The sequence below is a fragment of the Streptomyces sp. NPDC026672 genome (assembly GCF_040638185.1).
In the GTDB taxonomy this organism is placed as follows: domain Bacteria; phylum Actinomycetota; class Actinomycetes; order Streptomycetales; family Streptomycetaceae; genus Streptomyces.
The window spans coordinates 271449-287556 of record NZ_JBEZXS010000006.1 but is presented as its reverse complement, the minus strand read 5'-3'; the positions used below and the strand labels follow the sequence as shown (position 1 = coordinate 287556).

Annotated in this window: 16 protein-coding genes and 1 riboswitch; of the genes, 6 read left to right on the top strand and 10 right to left on the bottom strand. The window is 71.7% G+C overall.

All coding sequences use genetic code 11. The features are described 5' to 3' along the window. Positions 1 to 11: 11 nt before the first annotated feature. Positions 12 to 1181 (top strand): helix-turn-helix transcriptional regulator, encoded by a 1170-nt coding sequence (locus tag AB0F77_RS09715; protein ID WP_361944179.1) that lies wholly within the window; start codon positions 12 to 14, stop codon positions 1179 to 1181. 883 nt (positions 1182 to 2064) lie between these two features. On the opposite strand, the gene AB0F77_RS09710 is transcribed toward AB0F77_RS09715, so the two are convergent. Beyond that, positions 2065 to 2310 (bottom strand): hypothetical protein, encoded by a 246-nt coding sequence (locus AB0F77_RS09710; RefSeq protein WP_361944295.1) that lies wholly within the window; start codon positions 2308 to 2310, stop codon positions 2065 to 2067. Between AB0F77_RS09710 and AB0F77_RS09705 the strand changes: the two genes are divergently transcribed. Next, on the top strand, positions 2237 to 3556 hold the full coding sequence (locus AB0F77_RS09705; protein WP_361944176.1) for a D-alanyl-D-alanine carboxypeptidase: 1320 nt from the start codon (positions 2237 to 2239) through the stop codon (positions 3554 to 3556). The two genes, AB0F77_RS09710 and AB0F77_RS09705, sit on opposite strands and share 74 nt — an antisense overlap. Here AB0F77_RS09705 and AB0F77_RS09700 read toward each other — a convergent pair. From AB0F77_RS09700 to AB0F77_RS09685, 4 genes are read right to left on the bottom strand one after another with little or no spacing between them, the layout of a single operon-like run. Continuing rightward, the gene (locus AB0F77_RS09700; protein WP_361944173.1) at positions 3501 to 4418 is read right to left on the bottom strand and encodes a YihY/virulence factor BrkB family protein; all 918 of its coding nucleotides are present in this window, start codon (positions 4416 to 4418) and stop codon (positions 3501 to 3503) included. The two genes, AB0F77_RS09705 and AB0F77_RS09700, sit on opposite strands and share 56 nt — an antisense overlap. Beyond that, positions 4406 to 4843 carry a GtrA family protein gene (locus AB0F77_RS09695; RefSeq protein WP_361944170.1) on the bottom strand — a complete coding sequence of 146 codons (438 nt, stop codon included), beginning with the start codon at positions 4841 to 4843 and terminating at the stop codon, positions 4406 to 4408. Before AB0F77_RS09695 ends, AB0F77_RS09700 begins: the two co-directional genes overlap by 13 nt. Continuing rightward, on the bottom strand, positions 4837 to 5829 hold the full coding sequence (locus tag AB0F77_RS09690) for a decaprenyl-phosphate phosphoribosyltransferase (protein WP_361944167.1): 993 nt from the start codon (positions 5827 to 5829) through the stop codon (positions 4837 to 4839). Before AB0F77_RS09690 ends, AB0F77_RS09695 begins: the two co-directional genes overlap by 7 nt. Beyond that, entirely contained in the window at positions 5826 to 6410 is a 585-nt protein-coding gene (locus tag AB0F77_RS09685) for a phosphatase PAP2 family protein (RefSeq protein WP_361944164.1), read from the bottom strand. The genes AB0F77_RS09690 and AB0F77_RS09685 overlap by 4 nt, the downstream gene beginning before the upstream one ends. A 133-nt stretch (positions 6411 to 6543) precedes the next feature. Here AB0F77_RS09685 and AB0F77_RS09680 point away from each other — a divergent pair, with 133 nt between their 5' ends. Both AB0F77_RS09680 and AB0F77_RS09675 read left to right on the top strand, forming a co-directional pair. Then, positions 6544 to 7899 carry an FAD-binding oxidoreductase gene (locus tag AB0F77_RS09680; RefSeq protein ID WP_361944161.1) on the top strand — a complete coding sequence of 452 codons (1356 nt, stop codon included), beginning with the start codon at positions 6544 to 6546 and terminating at the stop codon, positions 7897 to 7899. 120 nt (positions 7900 to 8019) lie between these two features. Next, complete coding sequence (locus AB0F77_RS09675; RefSeq protein ID WP_361944158.1) at positions 8020 to 8775, top strand: decaprenylphospho-beta-D-erythro-pentofuranosid-2-ulose 2-reductase; 756 nt, start codon at positions 8020 to 8022, stop codon at positions 8773 to 8775. Positions 8776 to 8809: 34 nt separating this feature from the next. On the opposite strand, the gene AB0F77_RS09670 is transcribed toward AB0F77_RS09675, so the two are convergent. Next, entirely contained in the window at positions 8810 to 9391 is a 582-nt protein-coding gene (locus tag AB0F77_RS09670) for a 2'-5' RNA ligase family protein (RefSeq protein ID WP_361944155.1), read from the bottom strand. Between the two features lie 149 nt (positions 9392 to 9540). After that, complete coding sequence (gene trpS / locus AB0F77_RS09665) at positions 9541 to 10554, bottom strand: tryptophan--tRNA ligase (protein ID WP_361944152.1); 1014 nt, start codon at positions 10552 to 10554, stop codon at positions 9541 to 9543. An 89-nt stretch (positions 10555 to 10643) separates the two neighbouring features. Here trpS and AB0F77_RS09660 point away from each other — a divergent pair, with 89 nt between their 5' ends. Further along, on the top strand, positions 10644 to 11321 hold the full coding sequence (locus AB0F77_RS09660) for a hypothetical protein (RefSeq protein ID WP_361944149.1): 678 nt from the start codon (positions 10644 to 10646) through the stop codon (positions 11319 to 11321). A gap of 223 nt (positions 11322 to 11544) precedes the next feature. Here AB0F77_RS09660 and AB0F77_RS09655 read toward each other — a convergent pair whose 3' ends face one another. Then, positions 11545 to 12999: a glycine hydroxymethyltransferase gene (locus AB0F77_RS09655; RefSeq protein ID WP_361944146.1), complete on the bottom strand. Its 1455-nt coding sequence runs from the start codon at positions 12997 to 12999 to the stop codon at positions 11545 to 11547. A 30-nt stretch (positions 13000 to 13029) separates the two neighbouring features. Then, positions 13030 to 13119: riboswitch (ZMP/ZTP riboswitch) on the bottom strand. Positions 13120 to 13221: 102 nt separating this feature from the next. Here AB0F77_RS09655 and rocD point away from each other — a divergent pair. Next, positions 13222 to 14442 carry an ornithine--oxo-acid transaminase gene (rocD, locus tag AB0F77_RS09650; protein ID WP_361944143.1) on the top strand — a complete coding sequence of 407 codons (1221 nt, stop codon included), beginning with the start codon at positions 13222 to 13224 and terminating at the stop codon, positions 14440 to 14442. Here the strand turns inward: rocD and AB0F77_RS09645 are convergent. Together AB0F77_RS09645 and AB0F77_RS09640 are read right to left on the bottom strand one after the other, a co-directional pair. Next, positions 14432 to 15616, bottom strand: coding sequence for a glutathionylspermidine synthase family protein (locus AB0F77_RS09645; protein WP_361944140.1), 1185 nt, complete (start codon positions 15614 to 15616; stop codon positions 14432 to 14434). The genes rocD and AB0F77_RS09645 overlap by 11 nt on opposite strands. Positions 15617 to 15637: 21 nt before the next feature. Beyond that, positions 15638 to 16000: a hypothetical protein gene (locus AB0F77_RS09640; RefSeq protein ID WP_361944137.1), complete on the bottom strand. Its 363-nt coding sequence runs from the start codon at positions 15998 to 16000 to the stop codon at positions 15638 to 15640. Positions 16001 to 16108: the final 108 nt, after the last annotated feature.

Genomic DNA, 16108 nt, shown 5'->3' with positions numbered 1-16108 from the left:
ACCCTCAAGGTATGGGTACCACGGGGCAGAGCCTCAAAGAAGTGAGGAAGCTCCGGGGGCTGTCACAGCGCGAGTTGGCTGAAGCGTCCGGGGTCTCACTCGACACGATCAAGGCACTAGAACAGGGCAAGTCCAAGACTGCCCGCATGGAAACACTGCGGAAACTCGCCGTGTCTCTGCGGGTGACGACTGCACGGCTGGCCAACGGCGGGGACGAAGAAGACGTTCCCCAGGAAAACGGCGACAAGTGGAAAAGGGTGCGCGATGCGATCGAGCGTCCGCCGGCACTACTCGCCACAGACGCGGAACCCCCAACCGTCGGGGGCATGAGGCGCGCGTTGAACGACGCGCTACCACTGTTCACCGGGGACAAATTCGCTGAGCTGTCCGCGGTACTGCCGCCGTTGCTGCGGGACGCGGAAGCCCTGGGGTCGGAAGGCCGTGCCGTCCGCGTGAGGCTGCTTCAGCTTGCCGGGTGGCTCATGGTCCAGACACGACAGTTCGAGGCCGCAGAGACGGCACTCACGCGCGCCCTGGACGACTCATCGGATCGCCTGGAAGGCGCCGCCACCGTGAGCACAATGTGCTGGCTTCTACTCCGGCGCGGTGAGCTTGCGAAGGCGTACGACCTATCGGTGAAGTGGGCCGACGAGACAGAGCCCCGAATCTCGCGCGCAACACCGGCTGAACTAGCAACCTGGGGTTGGCTACTCCTCCGTGTGTCCGCCGCAGCCATCAGGAACGGTCAGCCCGGACAGGCTGAGGATGCACTCAAGTTCGCGACGTCCGCCGCTGTGGCCATGGGGAGGGAGTACACCCCCAAGGACGACTTCCTGATGACGTTCGGACCGACAACGGTCAAGCTCAAGGCAGCCGAAAACGCGAGTGTCATCGGGCGCCCGGACATAGTACTTCGGCTCGCGGAACGCGTGCCCGTGGCAGGGCTGAAGCCCACGAGCAACAACAGGAACCGTCACTTCCTGGACGTGGCCGACGCCTACGTGAAAACCGGGCAGTACGCGGAGGCGGTCAGCAAGCTGCGCGAGATCCAAGACGACTCGCCCGAGTGGCTTCCTACTCAGCGGTACGCGCGGGACATTGTCGGAAAGATCGTGACGCAACGACGCACGCTGACCCCCGAAATGCGCGAGTTGGCGGGGGCGGTGCGGTACGAGCTCTGAGCTAGCTACCCCTTCCGCTGGGTGGCGTTCCAAAGGAGTAGAGACAAACTCGGCCCGCCTTCCTAACGTCGTCTCGAACACGACGAGTTGGGATGGTGGGCTGTGTCTGTCCAGGAACCGAAGCGGTACATCGGTGCCTTTGTAGAGCTAGACCTTGACTCATGGCTTGAGGAAGGCACACCGCAACCCGACTGTCGCGTGTGCAGCACGTTCGAAACGATCAGGTCAGAAGCGAAGCAACGAGCCGACTACACGACCCTATGGGCTACCGCAGCGGAGATCAGAAAGCACCCGCACACGGCATACCTCGAAAACGGGTCGACTGATGATCTGACCGAACACCTGTGAGCGGAAGCGTTATACGGGTCGGCGCCGACGGCAGGGCCCGCACTTACCAATTCACAGTAATGGCCATCCTGGACGATCCGGACGGCGGAGTATCAGTAACGATGTTCTGCACGACTGCCGGATGCAAGGCCGATTCGGGCCCTCTAGGCACTGTCAACGTCGCCCACGAATGGGCACATCGGCACACGGGGCGGACCGGGCACGATTCTTTCCGTCGCGAATATGTCGACTACGGGCGCGTGCTCAGTAGCGACTATTTCGACCCTGAATCGGGGAACTGACGACAGGTCTCCCCGACTCAGAAGGAAGCCCCTGATGTACGCCTCCCCCGTCGCGCATCAGGGGCTTCGCCCATTCTCACAAACACGAAGGGCAGCACTATGGAAACCTGCCACACGTCAGGAGCCATGGTGCGTTCGGGCATCCCGACGACCCGAGGTGGAACGCTCACACCCTGCCTGACGTCTAGACTTCGAGACCCGCTCGTTCGTTCGACCCCTCGGCGCATGAGTGGGGTACGGGTGCAGGGTAGTTGCTAGTAGAAAGTGACCCAGATGACCCAGCTCCACACCCCGAAGACGAGCAGGAACCAGGAGACCGGGCGGCTGAGCTTCATGGCTCCAGTATCGCCGCCGACCGGCCTGTTCCTTGCCCGGGGTGGGAGGGCGAACGGGACTTCACGCGCCGCGGCAGGTACGTTCTCGACCGTGCCCGCTCCCAAGAAGACCACCAAGCGATCCTTGATGGTCGTTTCCGCTGCCTTGTTGTCCGTTTCGTTCACCGCGCTGACCGCGCTCGCCGGACCCGCGGCCGTCGCGGCCCCGAAGCCCTCGACGACTCCGTCGGCCACTCCCCCGGCGGGCATGTCGACGGTCGGCGGCGCCCGCCTCGGCGCGGCCGGCACCCAGGTCAACCTGGGCAGCGGTGTCCCCGTGCTGCCGAAGGACCTGACGGCGCGTTCCTGGATCGTCTCCGACGCGGAGTCGGGCGAGGTGCTGGCGTCCCACAACGCGCACTGGCGGCTGCCGCCGGCGAGCACCCTGAAGATGCTGTTCGCCGACACCCTGCTGCCCCGCTTCCCCGCGTCGACCGAGCACAAGGTGGCGCCGAGCGACCTCGCGGGCATCGGCGCGGGCTCCAGCCTGGTCGGGATAAAGGAGGACGAGACCTACGCGGTCCACGACCTGTGGCTCGGTGTCTTCCTGCGCTCCGGCAACGACGCGGTGCACGTGCTGTCCGCGATGAACGGCGGCGTCGCGCAGACCGTCAAGGACATGCAGGCCCACGCGGACGAACTCCAGGCGCTCGACACGAACGTGGTCAGCCCCGACGGCTACGACGCGCCGCGCCAGGTCTCCTCGGCGTACGACCTGTCGCTGTTCGCTCGCTCCGGGCTCCAGAAGAAGGACTTCCGGGAGTACTGCTCGACCGTGCGGGCCAAGTTCCCCGGGGAGACGACGAAGAAGAAGGGGAAGACGGTCCGGGACTCCTTCGAGATCCAGAACACCAACCGGATGCTGAGCGGCGACAGCGACGTCCCCGTCTACCAGGGCATCGCGGGCGTCAAGAACGGCAACACCACCAACGCGGGCGCCACCTTCACCGGCGTCGCCGAACGCAACGGCAAGGTGCTGCTCGTCACGGTGATGAAGCCGGAGAAGAACGAGCACAACGAGGTCTACAAGGAGACCGCCAAGCTGTTCGACTGGGGCTTCCAGGCGGTCGGCAAGGTGCAGCCGGTGGGCGAGCTGGTGCCGCCGAGGAGCGCCGCGTCGCCCTCCGCGCAGCCGGGCGCGAGCGCGTCCCCGGTGGGCGGGAAGCAGGCCGGGAAGGACGCGGGCGAGGGCACCGGCTCCGTCGACGGGAAGCCCGTGGCGAGCGCGACCGACGGGGGCACGTCCAGCGGCGTCGGGATCGCGTTGGCGATCACCGGCGGGCTGCTGGTGCTGCTCGCGGGCGGGGTGTTCCTGGTCAACCGGCGCTGGCCGCTGCCGGATCTGGTGCGCCGCCGCTCTCCACGTCCGTGACGTCCGCCTCGTCGCCCCCGTCGGGCGTCGCCGTCCACGCGGCGCAGAACAGGACCAGTTTCGAGGTGAAGTTGATCCACAGCAGCAGGGCCACGGGGGTGCCGAACGCGCCGTACATGCTCTTCGCGGCGACGCCCTGGATGTAGCCGCTGAGCAGCAGCTTGAGGAGTTCGAAGCCGACCGCGCCGATCAGCGCGGCCACGGCAAGACGGCCGCGCGGCGGCTCGACCCCGGGCAGCAGGGTCAGCACGTAGAGCAGCACGAGGAAGTCGGCGAGCACGGCGACGGCGAACGCGGCGGTCCGCAGCAGAAAGGTGCCCCAGCCGTGCTCGACCAGGCCCAGTTGGCGGGCGATCCAGCCGACGGCGGCCGAGGCGACGGCGGAGGCGGCGAGCGTCAGCACGAGCGCGCCGCCGAGGCCGACGAGCACGCCCGCGTCCTTGCCCTTGCGCAGGACGGGGTTCTCCTCGGGGTCGGGCAGCTCCCACACCGCGCGCAGGCAGTCGCGCATCTGCCCGACCCAGCCGATGCCCGCGAACAGCAGGACGGCACCGGCGATGAGGCCGACCGTGCCGGCGTTGTGCACCAGGGACTGGAGGTCCAACTGCTCGGAGATGCCCGGCACCTGGTCGGCGATCTTGTCCTCCAGGGCCTTCTGCCGCTCGGGGCCGAGCGTGGCCGCGGCGACGGCGGCGGCCACCGTCAGCAGCGGGAACAGGGCGATGAAGCTGATGAACGTCATCGCGGCGGCCAGCCGGGTCCACTTGACCCGGTCGAGGCGCTCGTACGACCGCCACACGTGTGTGGTCATGAGCCGTACGACGACCGGCCCGACACCGGGGAGCCTCTTCAGCCAGTCCATGATCCGACTCTGCCCCCGTTCCCGAACACCCATGTCCGTGTACCCCAGAACCGCAGGGCGGTGGCCAGGGCCATGCCGATCCCGGCGCCGGAGACGACGTCCGCGCGCCGCGAGGTGAGCCCGAGGCCGTAGTGGCTGACGGCGAGGCAGAGCAGCTGCACGAGGGCGCCCGCGACGTTCACGGCCACGAAGGCGGCGTACGGGCGCAGACCGCGGGGCCGGGTGTGCCGGTAGGTGCCGAGGGCGTTGCCCGCGTACGCGACGCTGCATCCCGCGACGAAGGAGAGGGCCTTGGCGGCCAGCGGGTCGAGACCGGCGGGGCCGCGCAGACAGAGGAACAGGGCGAGGTCGACGGCGTAGGCGACGAGTCCGGCGCCCGCGAAGCCGAGCAGTTCACGGCGGGCGGTGCGGACCCCGCTCACCAATTGGCCACCGCCAGCGCGTACATGGCGAGCCAGCCGAGGCCGATCAGGGCGAGGGCGCGGTCGCCGAGGACGACCTCCTCGGGCTCGCCCGCGGTGCCCCGGTCGGCGAAGACGGCGTAGCGCAGGACCGCGAGGATGAAGGCGACCATGGACAGCTGGCGCCAGGGCAGCACGCTCGTGTGCGGCACACCGCCCTCCTCCAGGGCCCACATGCAGTAGCCCAGCACGGCGACGCCGGCGGCGAGCTGCCAGACGAAGCGGAGGTAGCCGGGGGTGTACTCGGTGAGCAGCGCGCGGGTGGCGCCCGCCTTCCCGGCCAGCTGGACGGCCTCGGAGTAGCGCTTGGCCGCCACCATGAACAGCGCGCCGAACCCGGTGGTGATCAGGAACCAGCGCGACAGCGGGATGCCGAGCGCGATCCCGCCGATCACCGCGCGCATCAGGAAGCCGGTGGAGACGACGACGAGATCGACGACCAGGACGTGCTTGAGGCTGACGCAGTAGGCCAGTTGGAGGCCCAGGTAGGCCGTCAGGAGCGCCGGGACCAGCGGCGGGGTGAGCCAGGCCGCGGCAACCGGCGCCAGGACGGCCAGGGCGCCTCCCACGCCGTACGCGAGGGGGACGGGGACGACGCCGGCGGCGACCGGGCGGCGGCACTTGGTGGGGTGGGCGCGGTCCGCCTCGGCGTCCCGGGCGTCGTTGATCAGATACACGGCGGCGGCGCACGCGGTGAACAGGGCGAAGACGAGCGCGAGATGGGCCAGGGCGTGCCGGGAGAACAGCTGGCCCGCGGCAGCGGGGGCGGCGACGACGAGGGTGTTCTTGACCCACTGCTTGGGGCGGGTGGTGCGCAGCAGGCCGGCCGCCAGCGCGAGGGGGGTGCGCGCGGACGGGTGGACGTGGGTGGGCGCGGGGGGCGTGCGCCGCTCGGGGAGGGCCGTTTCGCCGGGGCGCGCGGTGTCGGTCAGGGGCGCGGTCTCGGTCATGGGCGCCCCCCTTCGCCGGACGAGCCGTGTTGTACGCTCCGCGCGCCGGGCCGTACGCCGTGCGCGCTGTGTGCGCTCTGTGCGCCGTGCAGCATCCAGTGCGCCCCGAGTCGCGCCGTGAGCGCCCCCAGGGCGGCGCCGGCGGCCACGTCGGAGGGGTAGTGGACCCCGGCGACCAGACGGGACAGACACATCGCGGCGGCCAACGGCCGCACCCCGTACGCCCCGAGGGCCCCCAGGGCGACCGCGGCGGCGGTGGCGGAGGCGGCGTGCGAACTGGGGAAGGAGTGCCGGCCCGCGGTGCGCACCAGGGGGGTGACGTGGGTGGGGCGGGCACGGCGCACGACACGCTTCACGCCCATGCTGGCGACGTGCGCGCCCGCGACGAGCGCCGTGCCGCGCACCCAGGAGCCGCGTCGCGCGCCGTCCACGGCGGCTCCGGCGAGGCCCGTCGCCAGCCACAGCGCCGCGTGTTCGCCGGCCAGGGACAGGGCGCGTGCGGCGGACGCGACGCGAGGATCGGCACCGTGGGCGCGGAGCGCGGAGAGGATCCGGTGGTCGAGATCGTCCATGTCGTCCATGTGGACTCACTGTTCACGCCGACGCCGTCGGAACTACGGCAATATTGAGCGACATCCCATTAATCACCCATTTCGGGGAGAGATGCGATGTCCATGAATCAAACGCACCATAAGGGGCGATACGGTCACCCCCATGTCTGGAGACACGGTTCCCGTCACCGGGTGGGGCCGCACCGCCCCCACCTCCGCCCGGCTGGTCCGCCCGCGGACCTACGAGGAGGCGGTGGCCGCCGTACGGGACTGCGGTCACCGCGGAGGCATCGCCCGGGGCCTGGGGCGGGCCTACGGGGACGCGGCACAGAACGCCGGCGGCGCCGTCCTCGACATGACCGGCCTCGACCGCATCCACGCGATCGACGCCGACGGCGGCACCGTCCTGTGCGACGCCGGGGTCTCCCTGCACCGGCTGATGGAGGTCCTGCTCCCCCTCGGCTGGTTCGTCCCGGTGACGCCCGGCACCCGGCACGTGACCGTCGGCGGGGCGATCGGCGCCGACATCCACGGCAAGAACCACCATGTCTCCGGGTCCTTCTCCCGGCACGTCCTGTCCTTCGAACTCCTCACCGCCGACGGGGAGATCCACGCCGTGGGCCGCGGCACGCCCCTGTTCGACGCGACCACGGGCGGCATGGGGCTGACCGGGGTGATCCTCACGGCCACCGTGCGGCTGCTGCCGGTCGAGACGTCGTACATGGCCGTCGACACCGAACGCGCGGGCGACCTCGACGACCTGATGGCCCGGCTGACCACCGGCGACCACCGCTACCGCTACTCGGTCGCCTGGATCGACCTGCTCGCCCGGGGCGCCGCGACCGGCCGCGCCGTCCTCACCCGCGGCGACCACGCGCCCCGCGAGGCCCTGCGCGAGGGCGGCCGCGCGTGGCGGCGCCCGCTGTCCTTCCGGCCCCGGCAGCTGCCGGCCGCCCCCGCGTTCGTCCCCGAGGGGCTGCTCGGCCGCACCACCGTCGGGCTGTTCAACGAGTTCTGGTACCGCAGGGCGCCCCGCGCGCGCACCGGCGAGGTCCAGCGCCTCTCGGCCTTCTTCCACCCCCTCGACGGCGTGCCCCACTGGAACCGGGTCTACGGCCGCGGCGGCTTCGTGCAGTACCAGTTCGTCGTCGGACACGGCCGGGAGGAGACGCTGCGCGGGATCGTGCGCCGCATCTCCGAACGCCGCTGCCCCTCCTTCCTCGCCGTCCTCAAGCGCTTCGGCGAGGCCGATCCCGGCTGGCTGTCCTTCCCCGTGCCCGGCTGGACGCTCGCCCTGGACATCCCGGCGGGCCTGCCCGGCCTCGGCGCCTTCCTCGACGAGCTGGACACCGAGGTGGCCGCCGCCGGCGGGCGCGTCTACCTCGCCAAGGACTCCCGGCTGCGGCCGGAGCTGCTCGCCCCGATGTACCCCCGGCTCGCCGAGTTCCGGGCGCTGCGCGCGGAACTCGACCCGCGCGGGGTGTTCGTCTCGGACCTGGCCCGCCGGCTCGCCCTGTGAGGCCCCACGCCGCCCCACGCCCCGCCCCCCACTCGGCCCGGCTCGCCCCGCTCGGCCCCCCACTCGGCCCGGCTCGCCCCGCTCGGCCCCGCTCGAAGGAACCGTCGTGAAGGAGTTGTCGTGAAGGACGCCTTCGGCATCCCCCAGTCCCTGCTCGTCCTCGGCGGTACGTCCGAGATCGCGCTCGCCACCGCCCGCCGTCTGATCGCCCGCCGCACCCGCACGGTATGGCTCGCGGGGCGTCCGTCACCCGGCCTCGAACGGGCCGCCGAGGGCCTGCGCGCCCTGGGGGCGGACGTGCGCACCGTCGCCTTCGACGCGCTGGAGACCGGCTCCCACGAGCCGGTGCTCGGCAAGGTCTTCGCCGAGGGCGACGTCGACATGGTGCTGCTGGCCTTCGGCGTCCTCGGCGACCAGGCGCGCGACGAGCGGGAGCCGGCCGGGGCGGTGCGGGTGGCGCAGACCAACTACACGGGCGCGGTGTCCGCCGGTCTCGTCTCGGCGGCGGCGCTCCAGGAGCAGGGGCACGGCTCGCTGGTGGTGCTGTCGTCCGTCGCCGGGGAGCGGGCCCGCCGCTCCAACTTCATCTACGGTTCCAGCAAGGCCGGCCTCGACGCGTTCGCCCAGGGGCTCGGCGACGCGCTGCACGGCACGGGCGTCCATGTGATGGTCGTGCGCCCCGGCTTCGTCCGTACGGCCATGACCGCCGGCCTCGACGAGGCGCCGATGGCGACCACCCCGGAGGCGGTGGCCGCTGCCGTCGAACTGGGCCTGCGCCGCCGCTCGGAGACGGTGTGGGCGCCCGCCGCCCTCCGTCCGGTGATGGCGGCCCTGCGCCACCTGCCCAGGCCCCTGTTCCGCCGTCTGCCGCTCTGACGGTCCGTCGCGGGCGGTCGATCCGTCGCGGGCGTCAGCGGCTGGCGATGGTGTCGCGGTCCGTGTGCGGGGCCACCTGCGGGGGGACCACCGCACTGCCGAAGGGGAATTCGCGGAGCTTGCGCCACACGCCGTCGGCGCCCTGTTCGTAGAGCGCGAAGCCGGCGCACGGCCACTCGGCCTCGAAGTCGGCCAGTTCGTGGAAGGCCCGGTCCATGGCCGCCTCGTCGATGCAGTGCGCCACCGTGACGTGCGGGTGGTAGGGGAACTGGAGTTCCCGCGCCACCGGCCCCGCGGGGTCACGGACCTTGGCCTGCAACCGGGCGCACGCCTCGGCGCCCCGCACCACCTGCACGAAGACCACCGGCGACAGCGGCCGGAAGGTGCCCGTGCCGGACAGTCGCATCGGGAAGGGCCGGCCCACCGAGGCGACCTCGGTGAGATGCGCATCGACCGCCGGGAGCAGTCCCGCGTCGATCTCCGTGGGCGGCAGCAGCGTGACGTGCGTGGGGATGCCGTGGGCCGCGGCGTCGCCGAAGCCCGCGCGCCGCTCCTGGAGCAGGCTGCCGTGAGGCTCCGGGACCGCGATCGACACGCCGATCGTTACGGTCCCCACGTCGTCTCCTGTCGTCGTCTCGGCTGTGGTGCCGGATTCGTACTCGGCCGTCCGGCTATCGACTGTACGGCCACGGCTGTGCTCTGGGCAGGCGCAGCCGAAGTGATGTGCGGCGCTCCGCCGGGCGTACGTGTGTGCGGTCGTGCGCCTCAGTGCTTGGCGGGCAGGAAGCCCACCCGCTCGTACGCCCGGGACAGCGTCTCCGCGGCGACCGCGCGCGCCTTCTCCGCGCCCTTGGCGAGGATCGAGTCGAGGGTCTCGGGGTCGTCCAGGTACTGCTGCGTGCGCTCGCGGAACGGCGTCACGAACTCCACCATGACCTCGGCGAGGTCGGTCTTGAGCGCGCCGTACCCCTTGCCCTCGTAGCGCGCCTCCAGGTCGGCGATGCCCGTCCCGGTGAGCGTCGAGTAGATGGTCAGCAGATTGCTCACACCCGGCTTCCGCTCGACGTCGTAGCGGATGACCGTGTCGGTGTCGGTGACCGCGCTCCTGACCTTCTTCGCGGTGGTCCCCGGCTCGTCCAGGAGGTTGATGAGGCCCTTCGGCGTGGAGGCCGACTTGCTCATCTTGACCGCCGGGTCCTGGAGGTCGTAGATCTTCGCCGTCTCCTTGAGGATGTACGGCTTCGGGACGGTGAAGGTCTCGCCGAACCGCCCGTTGAACCGCTCCGCGAGGTCGCGCGTCAGCTCGATGTGCTGGCGCTGGTCCTCGCCCACCGGGACCTCGTTGGCCTGGTAGAGCAGGATGTCGGCGACCTGGAGGATCGGGTACGTGAACAGGCCGACCGACGCCCGGTCGGCGCCCTGCTTGGCGGACTTGTCCTTGAACTGGGTCATGCGGGACGCCTCGCCGAAGCCGGTGAGGCAGTTCATGACCCAGGCGAGCTGGGCGTGCTCCGGGACGTGGCTCTGGACGAACAGCGTGCAGCGCTCGGGGTCGAGACCGGCCGCGAGGAGCTGGGCGACGGCGAGCCGGGTGTTGGCGCGCAGCTCGGCCGGGTCCTGCGGGATCGTGATCGCGTGCAGGTCGACGACCATGTAGAACGCGTCGTGGGTCTCCTGCAGGGCCACCCACTGGCGGACGGCACCGAGGTAGTTGCCGAGGTGGAACGAGCCTGCGGTGGGCTGGATCCCGGAGAGCACGCGGGGACTGTCAGAGGCCATGCTCACCATTCTCTCAGGTCCCGGGGACCGGTCGGAAACCGGCGGGAACCGCGTCCGGGCGGATACTGGCCGGGACGGAAGGGGGGCCGATGGGAGCGAGGGGGAGGGCCGGAGCCCGCGCGGTGGTGGCCGTGGCGCTGGGGGCGCTGTGCGCCGTGCCGGCCGTCGCGTCGGCCGCGTCCCCGGCCCCGGGGGACGTGCCCGATCTGGCGCTGGTGGTGTCGGACACCGGGCGGTCGCAGACGCTGCGGGCGGGGCAGCCGGACTTCGCCCGGCTCCGGGAGCTGCTCCAGCCTGCGTACACGGGCACGGAGCGGGTGCCGGACGCCTGGACACACGGCCGGTACCCGGCGGTGCGGTTCACGGTGGTGTGGGGGCTGACGGGCGTCGGCGGCTGGCCGCAGACCCGCCGGGCGCCGGGCGGCGACGTGGCGATGGAGCGGCAGGACCAGCTGTTCGTCGCCGACGACGGCACGCCGTGGGTGCGCTCGGACCCGGCGCCGGACGTGGCGGACGACGACGTCCGCTGGCACCGGGCGCCGCGCGCGGCCTTCCGGCAGGCGGAGCGGCGCGGACTGTTCGGGCTGCCGGACTCCGCCCCGAGGGCCGCCCCGGCGGACGGGGGGCGGGTGCCGGAGGAGGCGTGGTGGGCCGTGCCCGGCCTGGTGGCCGGGGCGGCGGGCGGTCTCCTGATACGCCGCGTGGCGCGCCGGCGGAACACCGGCCCGCCACGCGAGGAGCCACGGCAGGAACTGATCGACCTCTAGGGCGTGTTTCGAAAGTAGCGCCGTCCGCCCGGAGGGCGGGGCCCGCGGCGTCTGGTGCGTGCAATCGCAAGGCGGAGGATCGTCCTCGTACTGGATGTACTTGGGCGTTCCGACAACGCGGCGAGTGTGCGTGCCAGGCGTCGCGGGCCAGGCGGGACTTTCGAAACACGCCCTAGGCGGTCGGACCCGGCCCGGGCGAGGCCCTGGGGCCGGTCCCGGCGGGTCAGCCCAGGTCGACCTGCGGGTAGAGGGGGAAGCCCGCGACGAGGTCCGTGGCCCGGTGGGCGACCTCGTCCGCGATCTTCGGGTCGAGGACGTGCTGCGCCTTGGAGGGCGTGCCCTTGGCGGTGGTGCCGGGCTCGGCCGCGGTGAGGACGCGGTCGATGAGGCCGGCGACCTCGTCCATCTCGGCGGTGCCCAGGCCACGGGTGGTCAGGGCGGGGGTGCCGATGCGGATGCCGGAGGTGTACCAGGCGCCGTTGGGGTCGGCCGGGATCGCGTTGCGGTTGGTGACGATGCCGGAGTCCAGCAGGGCGGCCTCGGCCTGGCGGCCGGTGAGCCCGTAGGAACCGGCGACGTCGATCAGGTTGAGGTGGTTGTCGGTGCCGCCGGTGACGAGGGTGGCGCCGCGCCGCGTCAGGCCCTCGGCGAGGGCGCGGGAGTTGTCGACGATCCGCCGGGCGTAGTCCTGGAAGGAGGGCTGCCGGGCCTCGGCGAGGGCGACGGCCTTGGCGGCCATGACGTGCGGGAGCGGGCCGCCGAGGACCATCGGGCAGCCGCGGTCGACCTGGTCCTTGAGGGAGTCGTCGCACAGGACCATGCCGCCGCGCGGGCCGCGCAGCGACTTGTGGGTGGTCGTGGTGACGATCTGGGCGTGCGGGACGGGGTCGAAGTCGCCGGTGAGGACCTTGCCGGCGACGAGGCCCGCGAAGTGGGCCATGTCGACCATGAGCGTGGCGCCGACCTCGTCGGCGATCTCCCGCATGACGCGGAAGTTCACGAGCCGCGGGTAGGCGGAGTAGCCGGCGACGATGATCAGCGGCTTGAACTCGCGGGCCTGGGCGCGCAGCGCGTCGTAGTCGATGAGACCGGTGACGGGGTCCGTGCCGTAGGAGCGCTGGTCGAACATCTTGCCGGAGATGTTCGGGCGGAAGCCGTGGGTGAGGTGGCCGCCGGCGTCCAGGGACATGCCGAGCATGCGCTGGTTGCCGAACGCCTGGCGCAGTTCGGCCCAGTCGGCCTCGGAGAGGTCGTTGACCTGGCGGACGCCGGCCTTCTCCAGGGCGGGGGTCTCGACGCGCTGGGCGAGCACGGCCCAGAAGGCGACCAGGTTGGCGTCGATGCCGGAGTGCGGCTGGACGTAGGCGTGGCGGGCGCCGAAGAGTTCGCGGGCGTGCTCGGCGGCGAGGGACTCGACGGTGTCGACGTTGCGGCAGCCGGCGTAGAAGCGGCGGCCGACGGTGCCCTCGGCGTACTTGTCGCTGAACCAGTTGCCCATCGCGAGGAGCGTCGCCGGGGAGGCGTAGTTCTCCGAGGCGATCAGCTTGAGCATCTCGCGCTGGTCGTGGACCTCCTGGCCGATGGCGTCGGCGACGCGCGGCTCCACGGCGCGGATCACGTCGAGGGCGGCGCGGAAGGCGGTGGACTCGGGAGACAGGGGGGCGGAATTCTCAGGCATCGGACCTCCGGACATGGCGTTCGGCGTGCTCGGTTCGGCCCAGGCGCACGGCACTGATTCCCGCTCGGGCCGCTCCCCGATGGTCGGTCCCATCCCAGCGCGCCAGTCACGGCCCGTCGGCCAGCCTACCGGGCACGCCGGACGGCGGAGGTCCCGCGTCCACCATGCGAGCGAGGACAGGATGGGGGTCGCATCCCGTTCCCTCGGTCCTCTGGAGAGCCCGTGAACGCTACGGAGACGCTCATCGCCGCCGCCGACGCCCACAGCGCGCACACCTACCGTCCGCTGCCGGTGGTGGTGGCGAGCGCGGAGGGGGCGTGGCTGACGGACGTGGAGGGGCGCCGCTACCTGGACCTGCTGGCGGGGTACTCGGCGCTGAACTTCGGGCACGGCAACCCGCGGCTGGTGGCGGCGGCGAAGGCGCAGCTGGACCGGGTGACGCTGACCTCGCGGGCCTTCCACCACGACCGTTTCGCGGCGTTCTGCACCCAGCTGGCGGAGCTGTGCGGCATGGAGCTGGTGCTGCCGATGAACACAGGCACCGAGGCGGTGGAGACGGCGGTCAAGACGGCCCGCAAGTGGGGGTACCGGGTGAAGGGCGTGTCCGCGGAGATGGCGAAGATCGTGGTCGCGGGGGGCAACTTCCACGGGCGTACGACGACGGTGATCAGCTTCTCGACGGACCCGGAGGCACGGGCGGACTTCGGGCCGTACACACCGGGGTTCGAGATCGTGCCGTACGGGGACCTGACGGCGATGCGGTCGGCGCTCACCGAGAACACGGTGGCGGTGCTAATCGAGCCGATCCAGGGCGAGGCCGGGGTGATCGTGCCGCCCGCGGGTTATCTGCCGGGGGTGCGGGAGCTGACGCGGGAGCGGAACGTGCTGTTCGTGGCGGACGAGATCCAGTCGGGGCTCGGCCGGACCGGGCGGACGTTCGCGTGCGAGCACGAGGGGGTCGTGCCGGACGTGTACGTGCTGGGGAAGGCGCTGGGCGGCGGGATCGTGCCGGTGTCGGCGGTGGTGTCGAGCGCCGAGGTGCTCGGGGTGTTCCGGCCGGGTGAGCACGGGTCGACGTTCGGCGGGAATCCGCTGGCCTGCGCGGTGGCGCTGGAGGTGATCGCGCTGCTGCGGTCGGGCGAGTACCAGGCGCGGTCGGCGGAGCTGGGCGCGCGTCTGCACCGGGAGCTGGCGGCGCTGCCCGGCACGGGGACGGTGACGGCGGTGCGGGGGCGCGGGCTGTGGGCGGGGGTGGACGTGGCGCCGTCGGTCGGCACGGGCCGGCAGGTGTCGGAGCGGCTCGTGGAGAGGGGTGTCCTGGTGAAGGACGCCCACGGCGCCACGGTCAGGATCGCCCCGCCCCTGATGATCGCGGAGGAGGACCTGGACTGGGGCCTCGACCGGTTGCGGAGCGTGCTCGGGGCCGAGGGGGTCAGAGGATGACGTGGGGCAGGAAGCGGGCGTACTCGTCGGTGACCAGGCCCGAGGACTCGCGGATGCCGAGCCCCGCGGACTCGCCGTCGACGACCCAGGCGCCGAGGACGACGTGGTTGCCGTCGAAGGCGGGCAGGGGCGCGAGCTCCTGGTAGCAGCAGGGTTCGTCACGGATCACGGGCGGGCGGCCGGCCTCGTGGACCGTGACGCCGGCGCCCTCGCGGCCGAGGAGGGGCTTGGCGACGTAGCCGGTGGTGGCGGCGAGGTCGCGGGGGCCGTCCAGGTGGGCGGGCAGCAGGTTGGGGTGGCCGGGGTACAGCTCCCAGAGGATCGCGAGGAGCGCCTTGTTGCTGAGGAGCATCTTCCAGGCGGGCTCGATCCACAGGGTGCTGCCGGTGCCGCCGCCGTTGTCCAGGGTGTCGAGGACGTGCGCGGCGAAGCGGTCGGTGGTGAGCCATTCCCAGGGGTAGAGCTTGAAGCAACTGCGGATGAACTGGAGCCGGTTGTCGACGAAACGTTCCGACAGGGGGTCCCAGCCGATCTCCTCCATGGAGATCCAGTCGGTGTCGAGGCCGGCCTGCTCCGCGGTCTCCTTGAGGTAGGCGACCGTCATCAGGTCCTCGCCGAGTTCGTCCTCGGACGAGTGGGCGAAGTAGAGGGGGCTGCCCGGCGGGAGCAGCGCGGACTGCTTCTCCCAGGCGGCGACGAGGCGTTCGTGGAGGGAGTTCCACTGGTCGGCGCCGGGGAAGCGGTCCCGCATCCAGAACCACTGGGGTGAGGCGGCCTCGACGAGGGAGGTGGGGGTGTCGGCGTTGTACTCCAGCAGCTTCGCCGGGCCGGTGCCGTCGTGGCGGAGGTCGAAGCGGCCGTAGACGGAGGGGAGTTCGGCGCGGCGGTGCCACGCCTCGGCGACCGCGCGGACGACGCGCGGGTCGGTGATGCCCAGGTCGGCGAAGCGGTCCTCGCGCACGATGTGCCCGGCGGCGGCCAGGCACATGCGGTGCAGTTCCTCGACGACCTCCTCCAGCGCCTCGACCTCGTCGAGCGTGAACGCGTAGTAGGCGCTCTCGTCCCAGTACGGGCGCAGGGAGTTGTCGGGGTGGCGGGTGAGCGGGTAGATCAGGCCCTGTTCCTCGACCGTGCGCTGCCAGTCGGGGCGGGGTGCGATCGTGCGGCGTTCCATGGTGTCCGGTGACTTCCGCGCTCAGCCGCCGGAGCCGCCCTCGCCGCCGTGGCCGAAGCCGCCGCGGTCCACGCCGCCGCCGTGCGTGCCGTGCGTGGTGCGGGTCGAACCGCCCGAGCCCCCGCCGGGCTTGGTGAAGGAGCCGTCGGTGACCCAGCCGCTCTTCTTCTTGCCGCCGTAGTACCAGGCGCCGCCGACCACGGTCTTGGTGGACTTGCAGTTCTTGTCGGAGACGACCTTGTAGCCCTTGGTGAGGTTGTAGCTGTCGCGGTCGACGCAGCGCTTGTCGGCGTCGGAGGAGCAGGCGGTGAGGGCGGCCGCGAGGAGGCCCATGCCCCCGAGGACGACCGTGCCCGACCGGAGTTGCCTGCGTGCGTTCGCCATGTTCCCCGTACCCCCCGTGGATCGACCGACGATGAACGACTCCCGGCCAGCGTAGAGATCATCCCGGGCGAGCGGGAGACCACCCCCGCCTTTCGCCGTCCCCCCGCG